Below are 11,424 nucleotides of genomic sequence, written 5' to 3'. Positions count from 1 at the left end.
CCGTGGGCGGTTGCACGGACGGTGTGGGGACGGCCGCCAGTCGCGCTGGCGGCCGCCGTTACTGCCTCAAGGCGCCTGCGTCAGTTCCCGGAGTGCGCGCCGGTTGAGCTTGCCGTTGGGCGTCCGGGGCAGCTCGGGCAGCACGCGGACCTCGTCGACAATCATGTAGCGAGGCAACCGCTCCGCGCAGTGCTTCTTCACCTTGAGCAGGGAAGGGGGCTTGCTGGCGCCGCTGACCACGAAGGCCACCAGCCGCGCTTCCAGGCCGGAGCCGGTGGCAATCACGCCTGCCTCGCGGATGTCCGGGTGCGTGAGCAGCGCCGCTTCGATTTCGCCCGCTTCGATGCGGCGCCCGCGCACCTTCAGCATGTTGTCGCGGCGGCCCAGGTATTCGAACGTGCCGTCTGGCAGCTCGCGGCAGCGGTCCCCCGTGGCATACGGCCCGCTCCCATGGCGGGGCTGGCCCCAGTAGCCCAGCATCACCGTGGGGCCTTCCACCATCAGCTCGCCCACGCCGTCGCCTTCCTCCCGCGCTTCCTCTGAGTCCGGCGGCGGACGGGCCAACCACACGCGGTTGCCACAGCTCGCGCGCCCAATGGGCACCGGCTCGGTGCGGTGGGGCGAAATGTCCGTCACTTCATGGAAGGTGCAGACGTTGGTCTCCGTGGGGCCATAGAGATTGAAGAACCGCGCCTGCCGCAGGTGCTCACGAAGCGGGCGCAGGTGCCGGATGGGGAACGGCTCGCCCGCGAAGAGCACGGCGCGGAAGGGCAGCGCCCCATGCTTCAGCAGCCCGCCTTCCTGCATCATCAGCATCAGCGCCGACGGCACCGAGTACCAACAGGTGAACCGCTCGCGGAGGACCAGCTCCACCAGCTTCTCCGGCGCGAAGGCCAGCGCCTCCGGGATGAGCGTGACGGACGCGCCACCCATGAAGGCCGCGTACAGGTCCAGCACCGAGAGGTCGAAGAAGAACGGCGCGTGGTTGCTGAAGCGGTCCTCCGGCGTGGTGCCCAGGAGCGCATGGCACCACTCGATGAAGGCCATCGCGTTCCGCTGGCTGATGCACACGCCCTTGGGCGCTCCCGTGGAGCCTGACGTGTAGAGGATGTACGCCAGGTCGTGGTCGCCCGAGCCGTGCGGCGGCAGCGGCTCAGACGAGAAACCGGACAGCCGGTTCCAGCAGATCTCGGGCCCCTTGTCGTCCACCAGCAGGTAGCGCAGCCGGCTCACGCCGGCGTTGTGGAGCTCGGACGCGCGCGTGGTGGTGGTCACCATCACGTCGATGCCGCAGTCGTCGAGGATGAGCCGCGTCCGCGTCGCGGGGTTCAGCGGGTCCATGGGGACGTAGGCGGCGCCCAGCCGGGCAATGCCCTGCATCGCGGCGACGGCGCGCACGGACTTCTCCGTCCACAGCCCCACGCGGTCTCCCTTCTTCACGCCCAGCTCCTGGAGCGCGCGGGCGATGCGGTTGGCGAGCGCGTCCAGTTGGCCGTAGGTGAGGGTCCCATCGGGGCCCTTGATGGCGATGGACTCGGGAGCCTTCGCCGCTGCACGGATGACGATTTGGTCGAGTGTCATAGGCCGAGCTGGTTGGCGATGATGTCGCGTTGGATTTCGGAGGTGCCGGAGAAGATGGCGCTGGGAATGGCGTCACGCAGCACGCGCTCGATGCCCGTTTCGGCCACGTAGCCCATGCCGCCGTGAATCTGGATGGCGTCCAGGCCGCTCTGGATGGCGGCCTCGCTGATGGCCAGCTTGGCCAGGGACACTTCCATGACGGCGTCCTGGCCTCGGTCCATCTTCCAGCAGGCCTGGTACAGCAGCAGCCGGGAGGCCTCCAGCCGCTGCTTCATGTCCGCCAGCTTGTGGGAGATGGCCTGGTTCTTCCCCAGGGCCTTCTTGAACTGCTTGCGGGTCCGGGCGAAGTCCGCCGTCTGTTCGAGCACCCGCTCCATCACGCCCACGTAGGCGGCGAAGAGGCATGCGCGCTCCCATTGCATGGAGCGCTTGAACATCGCCGCGCCCTGTCCCTCCGCACCCAGCCGCGCGGACTCCGGGACACGGCACCCCTCCAGGTAGATGGGGGCAATGGGCGACGTGGACAGCCCCATCTTCTCGAAGGCGCGCCCGACGGACAGGCCCGGCGTGTCCTTCTCGACGAGGAATGCGCTCAGGCCCATGTACCCATGGGCCGGCTGCGTGGCGGCGTAGACGAGGAAGACGTCCGCGGAAGGGCCATTGGTGACGTAGCTCTTGCCGCCGTCGAGCACGTAGCCGTCGCCGTCCCGCACCGCGCGCGTCTTCAGGGCAAACACATCCGAGCCCGCTTCGGGTTCGGAGATGGCGTTGGCGCCCACCCATTCCCCCGAGCACAGGCGGGGCAGGTACCGGGCCTTCTGCGCGTCATCCCCGCTCTCCAGGATGGGCATCACGCAGGCGAAGAGGTGCGCTCCCACGGAGAACACCAGCCCGGTGTCCACGCAGCCACGCCCCAGCGCCTCCATCACCCGCGCGGTGGTCAGTGTGTCCAGCCCCAGTCCGCCATGCGCCGCGGGCACGGGCAGCCCCAGGAAGCCGAACTCACCGCAGCGTTGCCACGAATCGCGTGGCAGGACTTCCTTGCTGGGCTTTGCGGCCTCGGGCAACTGCGCTCGCGCGAAGGCGAGGGCACGGTCATAGAGCTCCACCTGCTCGTGAGTCCAACTGAAGTCCATGTTTTCCTGATGTTCCAACGGGTGACAGCAACGAGGGGGCGCGCTTCGAACGCCTTGCGCTCGCGCTGCATGGCCCTCGGAGATGGATGGTGAGACGTGAGAGGAGTCAGGCGAAGTCTCGCGTGCGCGGGAACGAGTCGTCAAGAACCTCGGGGATGGTGGTCGAACAGTGTGTCTTTGGGGGTGGCGCTGGATGGGATTGAAGTGCGGGGTCCGGTAAAACCTATCTGCTGGGTCTGGCCCGGGGTGGACTCAATGAGTTACAAATGGGCCGGGACGCGATTTTCCGCTGCCGCGGCGGACCTGATTTCGAGATCCGGCCGCGCACCCTTCATCAGCGGGGAAACGGGCTGAAATGAGGCCGATGATCCGCCCCTCCAGACCATGTATTCCGTTTCGTTTCACTACCCAGTGCACTGGGTGCGGTGTCACTCATTCCCGCTGAGAGCGCACGCATCAGCGCACTCCAGCCTATGGCCGCGGTAAAATTCTACACGCGGCTGACCTGGTCGAAGTGGCTGATCACTCATCTCAGACCAGGGTATGGGACAACCTGGTCGGTGATTGACTGGTTGGGTCGTGAGCAGTTTGCTTCGGGCATGGAACGTTGCGTCGTTTTGGATTTGCCTGGATTGAGCGCGAGGTATGTCGGCCCCTCGACGCCAAACATGCAGGCATTCGTGGAGCGGGGGCGCATGGTGCCGCTCCAGCCCATCCTGCCGGCGCTGAACTGCACCATGCAGGCGACGTTCCTGACCGGAAGATACCCCAGTGAGCACGGAATCGTCGGAGATGGATGGCTCCACCGGGAGCTGGGAGAGGTCCGCTTCTGGCCCCAATCCGACGGGCTCGTCCAGACGCCGCAGCTCTGGGACGCCGCCCGCAAGCTCGACCCGAGCTTCACCTGCGCCCGCGTGTGCTGGTTCATGAACATGTATTCGAAGGCGGACTACGCCATCACGCCGCAGCCGTCCTTCACCGCGGACGGGCGGGTGGTGCCAGACGTGTTCACGGAGCCGCTCCACCTGCGCAAGCCGCTCGTCGATGCGCTGGGGAACTTCCCTGCGTATGACTACTGGGGGCCCCGCTACAGCATCCGCTCCTCGGAGTGGATCGCCGACGTCGCCATGTGGCTGGAGCAGCGGCACGGCCCCACGCTCTCACTCGTCTTCCTGCCGCACCTGGACTACACGCCGCACACGTTTGGACCGGGCGCGAAGGAGATCCACAAGAGCCTCCGGGAGATCGACGACGTCGTCGGGAAGCTGATTGGCTTCTACGAGTCGCGCGGCGTTCACGTCATCATCCTCTCGGAGTTCGGCGCGGTCCCCGTGTCTCGGGCCGTCCACCTGAACCGCCTCTTCCGCCGCCGAGGGTGGCTGGCGATCCGGGACGAGGGCGGCCGTGACGTCGTCTATCCCAGCGGCAGTGAGGCGTTCGCCGTCGCGGACATGCAGATCGCGCACATCTATGTCCGGAACCCGGCGCTCCTGGACGAGGTCAAGGCGCTGGTCGAGGCGGAGCCCGGGGTGGCCCAGGTGCTCGATGCCGAGGGCAAGCGGGCCCACCATCTGGACCACCCACGCTCAGGCGAGCTGGTGGCCCTGGCGGAGCCGGAGGCCTGGTTCACGTACTTCTACTGGCTCGATGACGCGCGTGCGCCGGACTACGCGCGCACCGTCGATATCTACCGCAAGCCGGGTTACGACCCGCTGGAGATGTTCGTGGACCCGAAGCTCGGTCTGCGAATGCTGGAGCTGGGGGGCAGTGTCGTGAAGGAGAAGCTGGGCGTCCGCTCGCGACTGGAGGTCGTCTCGATGGACGGCTCCCTCCTCAAAGGGGCGCATGGCCTGCCCACCGGCCCGGAGGATGGGCCGGTGCTGATGACACGACATGGTGAACTGATCGAGGCAGAGACACTCCACGCCACGCAAGTCCACGACCTCATCCTGGCGCACCTGACCGGACAGCAGGCGGCGGCCTGAACGGCTTCCGCGAGCAACCTGGGCGTTGACGCTGCAAGAGGCGGGACACGGCATGAACAAACTTCCTGGGAGCGCCATTGTCATTGGCGCCAGCATGGGTGGGCTCAGCGCCGCGCGCGTGCTGGCGGACCATTTCGAGCGCGTCACCGTCATTGATCGGGACGTGCTCCAGGACGGCCCGCGCCAGGGCGCGCCCCAGGCCCATCACATCCACGTCCTGCTGCGAAAGGGCGTGGATCTGCTGGAGCAGTACTTCCCCGGCCTCGTCGAGCAGATGAAGGCGGACGGCATCGAGCCCTTCGACTTCACCCAGGACCTCCGGTGGCTGCAGTTTGGTGACTGGATGCCGCGCCACCGCAGCGGCATCGTCTTGTACCCGCAGACGCGCTGCTCCCTGGAGCGCTACCTGAGAGAGCGGCTTCGCGCCTGCTCCAACGTGGAGATCCTGGAGTCGACCGCCGTGCGGGCGCTGCTGGCCACGCCGGACGGGCGGCGGATTCTCGGTGTCCAGACGCAGGACCGCCAAACGGACGGCGGCGCGGTGACGAACCGGCTCGCCAACATCGTCGTCGACGCGAGCGGGCGCGGTTCGCAGCTGGGCAAGTGGTTGTCGGAGTTGGGGTTCAGCCCGCCGGAGGAGAGCCGGCTGCCCATCAACCTCTGCTACGTGTCACGCCTCTTCGAGCAGCCGGAGACCGCCAGGGACTGGCGCGGGCTGTGGATCACCCCGCTGCCGCCTGACAAGCCGCGCGGCGGGGCGATGCTGGGCGTGGAAGGCAATCGCTGGATTGTGTCCCTGTTCGGCTACGAAGGACACCACCCGCCCCGCGACGCGGACGGGTTCGTGGAGTTCGCCCGCAGCCTCCGCGAGCCGGACATCTACGAAGCCATCAAGGACGCGAAGCCCGTCTCGGACGTCGCGATGTACCGGGTGCCGGACGTGAAGTGGCGCCACTTCGAGCGCATCCGGGACTTCCCCGCGGGGCTGCTCGTCCTGGGGGATGCGTGGTGCTACTTCGACCCCGTCTTCGGCCAGGGCATGTCGGTGGCGATGCTGGAGGCGAACCTCCTCAACGAGGCGCTGCACCAGCTCGACAGCCTGGAGGCGGTGACCCAGTCCTGGACGGCGTCCTACCTGCGCACGGGCGCGCAGTGGCTCCAGGGCCTCTGGTTCTTCGTGACGGCGGAGGCCATGCGGCATCCCCACGTCCCCGGCGAGCGGACGCGGCTCATCAAGCTGGCTCAGTGGTACGTGGAGGAGCTCTACGCGCTCAACCACGAGCATCCGGAGATCTACCAGGAGTTCCTCAAGCTGATGCACGTCCAGGCGGGGCCGGAGTTCCTCCTGCGCCCGGACATCGCCTTGCGGCTCGCGAAGCGGGCCTGGCGGAAGAAGTCCGTGGCGGGCTCCGGCAACGAGGCGCTGTGGCCCGCCAGTCGGGTGGCGTTGGGGGCGCGCTACGTGGGGCGGGTGCTGGCCAACCTGGTGGCGCCTCAATGGGTCGGCCCGCGTGATCGCATCTGCCACTTCGACACGGAGCTGCTGTGGAAGCCGGACAAGACGCTGGGGTGGTTCGTCCGGGATGCCCTGGGCGCCCAAGGGCTGCTGAGTGAGGCCGCCGAGGTGCGGCGGTTCCTGGAGTACTGGCTCCCGGTGCAGGGCCTGGGCATCGCGAAGAAGGCGTTGATTGAGTTCTCCTATAACGCGGACGAGCCCGGCCTGGGCTTCATGCTCTACAGCGACAACGGGACGGTCACGCAGGCCTTCCGGGAGTACACGCGTCAGCTCGGCATCTCCAACGAGGGCGTCGAGCGGTCCGTGGCCATCTGCGAGACGTTCCGGTCATCGGACCTGGGGCTGGTTCGCGCGGAGTTCAAGCCCGGAGGCCCCACCCGGTATTCCATTGCCGCCAGCTGGCACTTCGACCCCATGCGCGGGCACTCCGGCTTCGATGAGGCGATGAGCCGCTTGCCGGAGCGCTTCCGGGCAGGGCCCTTCGCGGAGCGGGTGAAGTCCCATGCCTCCGCGCTGCGGACCGAGTACTACCCGCTGTTCCTGGGACTGAGCTTCCTGGAGGACGGAACGCTCGAATCCAAGATGTACCTGGTGCGCTTCGACGAGCAGCGGCCTCCCTTCCAGTCTGGCTCGGAGCTGTGGCGCTTCCTCCAGGACATGGGCGTGTCCGCCCCGGAGCTGGAGCGGGTTCGTCAGCTGAACGCGCTGCTCTGGGAGCACTCCGCGGACAAGATGACCCAGGTCGCCATCGAGGCCTCCGAGTCCCAATCCCAGCCCAAGCGCGTCAACCTCATCTACAGCGGGATCCAGACCTCAGCGGTTCTGGAAGCCATCTCCCGGTTCGGGTATCCCGAGTCCTCGAAGCAAGCCGTTCGGAACTTCGAGCGGATGATGCAGACCGATCGCGCGAAGTTCGTCGCGGTTCGGGTGGGGCCAGAAGGATTGAGTCCGCGCCTCAAGCTGTACAAGCACGCCCTCTTCGATTTTGGCGACCTGTCCGTGGTGGAGGACGGAGGGCTCGGGCCGCGTGATTCCACGCCGGCCGCCGTAAAAGATGTTCCGGATGTATGTCTTTATTGATTCTTGTTGATTGAGAGTGAAGTTCAAACAGGTGAAGAGTCTGAGCGGCTTTCGAGCCGCCGGCGGAGCCGTGCCCTGATGTGGTGTGAATCCATTGCTGTGATTGGACTGGGGCTGCGTCTCCCCATGTCGGACTGCCCGCGTACGCTCTGGCAAATGCTATGTGATGGGATTGATGCAACGGGAGACATCCCGTCCGGGCGCTGGCCTTCGGACGCGCTCTTCGACGCGGCACCTGATCGCCCCGGGACGATTCGCAACCGCAAGGCCGGACTGATTGAAGGCGTGGAACTGGCCGACCCTGCGGCGTTCCGGCTGTCGAAGCGGGAGCTGCGGCAGATGGACCCGCAGCACCGCCTCCTCTTCGAGTGTGCATGGCATGCGCTGGAGGACGCGGGCCTGCCCTTCGACGCCGTGCGAGGGAGCCGCACGGGCGTCTTCATGGGCGTCAACTTCAGCGACTTCCAGCGGATGCTGGCGCGGGACTGGTCCGCGCTGGATGGCTATTCCGTCCTGGGGACGACGGCGTCCTTCGCCGCCAACCGGCTCTCCTACGCGTTTGATTTCCGGGGGCCCAGCACCGTGTCGAGCGTGGGGTGCGCCTCCTCGACGGTGGCCCTCCATGAGGCGTGCCGCAGCTTGGCGCTCGGCGAGGTGGAGATGGCCCTCGCCGGGGGCGTCGAGCTGATGCTGTCGCCGGACAGCAGCATCATGCTGTCCCAGGCCGGCGTGTTCTCCGAGCGGGGGCAGTGCCGGACCCTGGATGCCCAGGCGGACGGCTACGTGCGCGGGGAGGGCGCTGGCGTCGTCGTCCTCAAGCGCCTGTCCAAGGTGGAGCCTGGTGATCGCGTGTACGCGGTGATTCGGGGCAGCGCCGTCAATCACAACGGCCGGAACGAGTGGATCATGGCGCCCAGCGCCTCGGCGCAGGCGGACGTCATCCGGCAGGCGTGTGCACAGGGCGGGGTGCAGCCGGCGAGCATCGACTACATCGAGCTGCACGGTTCGTCGTTCCTCAAGGGCGACGCGGCCGAGGCGGAGGCCATTGGGGAGGCGCTCGGGACGCAGCGGCCGTTGCCCTGCAGGCTCGGCGCCATCAGCAACAACGTGGGCTACCTGGGCGCTGCGGCGGGCATCGCGCAGTTCATCAAGGTGTGCCTGTCGCTCCACCACCGGACGTTGGCGCCGACGATTCACGTGGATGCGCCCAACCCGCTGGTCTCGTTCGACGCGCTCGGGCTGAGCATCCAGACGGAGCTGGAGCCCTGGTCCGCGCGGGAGCCGGGCGTGCCTCTCCGCGCGGGCATCGTGTCCACGTCCCTGGGGGGAGCCAACGGCTTCGTGGTCCTGGAGGCTGCTCCGGCCGCGGCGCTGGAGCGGAAGCGAGCGCCGGTCCATTTCCTGGCGCTCTCGGCGCTCTCTCAGGACGCGCTCCGTCAGCGGGCGCTCCAGCTTCGGGACTTCCTCTCCGCGACGCCGGACTCGGTGGCGACGCTGGAGGACATCTGCTTCACGGCGGCGCTCAAGCGTCAGCACCACCGGCACCGCGCCGCGGTGATCGCGAGCGACCGGGAGGGGCTGGTGGCGCTCCTCGATTCGCTTGCGACGTCGAGCGAGACGACGCTCCTGGTTCAGGAGGGCGTGCCGCTGGAGCAGGTGGAGGCCGGGCGTGTCTTCGTCGCGGATGGGGCGGTGCTGCCCGAGGTGTTCCCGGTGCGTGCGGGGCGCTGCGTGAGCCTGCCGGTCTACCCCTTCCAGCGGCAGCGCCTGTGGCCCGAGTGGCTTTCACCCGATGAAGTCTGCCGCTCACCCAAGGACGCGCGGCCGGATGCCGCCGCCCTGCTCCAGTCCGCCGCGGTGGCCGCCGGGGATGCTTCCCGCGTTCCCGATGTGCTTGGGGAGCCCCAGATGCGGGCGTTCCTGCGTGGGCACCTCGCGGACGTGCTGGAGGTCGAGCCCGCGACGCTCGATGTCCAGGGACGGACCTTCTTCGAACTGGGCCTGAACTCCATTGGGGCCACGTTGCTGAAGGAGCGCATCTCGCGGGCGCTCGAGCTCCGGCTGTCGACGACGCTCTTCTTCGAACTGCCCCGGCTGGAGCCGCTGGCGAAGCGGCTGCTGTCCCTGCTGGAGGCGCGGCGTGGCCGCCTGCCGTCGGACCCGGGCGCGGTGAGCGCGCCCGAGCAGGAGGAGCAGGGCCTGATGGAGCGCATTGCCGGGCTGTCCGAGGACGAAGCGCGCGAGCAGATCGCCCGGACGCTGGCGGAACTCAGCAGGGAGGTCGCGTGATGAACCGCAAGGACGGATTCATGGCGGAGTTGTCGCCACTCCAGCAGGCGCTGCTGACCATCGAGAAGCTGCAGAAGAAGCTGGCCACGGCCTCGAATGGCGAGCGGGAGCCGATTGCCATCATCGGCATGGCCTGCCGTTTTCCGGGGGGCGCCACCAGCCCCGCGAAGTTCCGCGAACTGCTGTGGGGGGCAGGGGAGGCGCTGACGGAGATACCCAGCGACCGGCGGGCGCTCCAGGGGCTCTATGACCCGGACCCCTCCAGGCCCGGGAAGCTGTCCATGCGCCGCGCCGGCTTCGTCGACGAGGTGGACCGGTTCGACGCGGAGTTCTTCCACATCTCCCGGCGTGAAGCCGAGGGCATGGACCCGCAGCAGCGCTTCTTCCTGGAGGTGAGCTGGGAGGCCCTGGAGGACGCTGGCATCCCCCCGCACCAGCTCCAGGGGACGCGGACCGGTGTCTTCGCGGGCGTCCACGCGAAGGACTACGCGTTCATCACGGGGGGCGGGCTGGAGAAGGTGAGCGCCCACTACTCCACGGGTGTGGACGCCAGCTATGTGCCGGGCCGGCTGTCGTACCTCCTCGGGCTCGAAGGGCCGAGCATGGCGGTGGACACCGCGTGCTCGTCCTCTTTGTCCGCCGTGCACCTGGCGTGTCAGAGCCTGCGGACGGAGGAGTCGACGCTCGCCATCGCCGGAGGCGTGAAGCTCATCCTGGCGCCGCAGCTCAGCGTGTTCCTGTCCAAGGCGGGAGCCCTCTCCCCCAGCGGCCACTGCCGCACGTTCGACCGGGACGCGGACGGCATGGTGCAGGGGGAAGGCTGTGGCGTCGTCGTCCTGAAGCGGCTGCGGGACGCCGTCCGGGATGGCGACCGCATCCTCGCGACCTTGCGTGGCACGGGCATGAACCACGACGGCGCGAGCGGTGGTCTCACGGTGCCGAACGTCGGAGCGCAGGAAGCGCTGTACCGGCGCGTCTTGCAGCGCGCGGGCATCGAGCCCGGGCAGGTGGACTACCTGGAAGCGCACGGGACGGGGACGCGGCTGGGAGACCCCATCGAGCTGGACGGCGTGTCGCGCGTCTACGGCGCATCGCGGACGCCGGAGCGCCCGCTGTGGATTGGCTCCGTCAAGCCGAACATCGGTCACACGGAGGCCGCGGCCGGCATCGCGGGACTCATCAAGGCCGTCCTGGTGCTCCAGGCGGGTGAGGCGCCTCCCTCCATCAACTTCGAGCACCCGACTCCAGAGTTCACGTGGGAGGGCTCAGGGCTCGCGGTGCCTCGCGCGCGCACGCCCCTGGCGGAGAAGGACGGCCCTCATCGCGTCGCCGTGAGCTCGTTCGGGATGAGCGGTGTGAACGCGCACGCGCTCGTCGAGGCGTACGCGGAGGCCGCCCATGCCGCCGTGGACGCCGGGCCGTTTGTGCTGCCGCTCTCCGCGCGCTCCGAGCCCGCGTTGCGCACCCTGGCTGTGTCATGGCTCCGGTATGTGTCGGAGGCCGGTGCTGGAGCGCGGCTCCAGGATGCGTGCTTCACGGCGGGCGCTGGACGCTCACACCATGCGCACCGTGCGGTGCTCGTGGCGAGGACGCCCGAGGCGCTTCGCACGGCCCTTCACGCTGTCGCGGAGGGACGCGATGCGCCGGGTGTCGCTCGAGGCTCGAGCGGGGGCGAGCCCGTCTTCCTCTTCGGCGACACGGAGCCCGAGGCCAACCGGTTGATGCGTGAGTTGCTGGGCCGGGACGTCTTCCGAGTCCACGCGGAGAAGGTGGACGCGGTCCTCCGGCAGGTGGCGGGTTGGTCCGTCATCGAGCAGGTCGCGGGAGCTGTCTCTTA

Annotated in this window: 6 protein-coding genes; 4 read left to right on the top strand and 2 right to left on the bottom strand. The window is 68.2% G+C overall.

The genetic code is table 11. The features are described 5' to 3' along the window. Positions 1-66: 66 nt before the first annotated feature. Positions 67-1,581 carry an amino acid adenylation domain-containing protein gene (locus HNV26_RS07000; RefSeq protein WP_171440736.1) on the bottom strand — a complete coding sequence of 505 codons (1,515 nt, stop codon included), beginning with the start codon at positions 1,579-1,581 and terminating at the stop codon, positions 67-69. Next, positions 1,578-2,717: a prodigiosin MBC biosynthesis dehydrogenase PigA gene (pigA, locus tag HNV26_RS06995; protein WP_171440735.1), complete on the bottom strand. Its 1,140-nt coding sequence runs from the start codon at positions 2,715-2,717 to the stop codon at positions 1,578-1,580. Before pigA ends, HNV26_RS07000 begins: the two co-directional genes overlap by 4 nt. A 599-nt stretch (positions 2,718-3,316) precedes the next feature. Between pigA and HNV26_RS06990 the strand changes: the two genes are divergently transcribed. The 4 genes from HNV26_RS06990 to HNV26_RS06975 form a co-directional block, all read left to right on the top strand. Continuing rightward, positions 3,317-4,702: an alkaline phosphatase family protein gene (locus HNV26_RS06990; RefSeq protein WP_171440734.1), complete on the top strand. Its 1,386-nt coding sequence runs from the start codon at positions 3,317-3,319 to the stop codon at positions 4,700-4,702. A 52-nt stretch (positions 4,703-4,754) separates the two neighbouring features. Beyond that, the gene (locus tag HNV26_RS06985) at positions 4,755-7,298 is read left to right on the top strand and encodes an NAD(P)/FAD-dependent oxidoreductase (protein WP_171440733.1); all 2,544 of its coding nucleotides are present in this window, start codon (positions 4,755-4,757) and stop codon (positions 7,296-7,298) included. Positions 7,299-7,424: 126 nt separating this feature from the next. Further along, entirely contained in the window at positions 7,425-9,587 is a 2,163-nt protein-coding gene (locus HNV26_RS06980; protein WP_253816310.1) for a beta-ketoacyl synthase N-terminal-like domain-containing protein, read from the top strand. Next, the coding region (locus HNV26_RS06975) for a type I polyketide synthase (protein WP_171452780.1) at positions 9,587-11,424 on the top strand (1,838 nt) is incomplete at its 3' end. The genes HNV26_RS06980 and HNV26_RS06975, both read left to right, overlap by 1 nt.

It is taken from the genome of Myxococcus xanthus (assembly GCF_013116825.1).
In the GTDB taxonomy this organism is placed as follows: Bacteria; Myxococcota; Myxococcia; order Myxococcales; family Myxococcaceae; genus Myxococcus; species Myxococcus xanthus_B.
The sequence above is the reverse complement of the archived record's forward strand: the minus strand, read 5'-3'. Positions and strand labels throughout refer to the sequence as shown.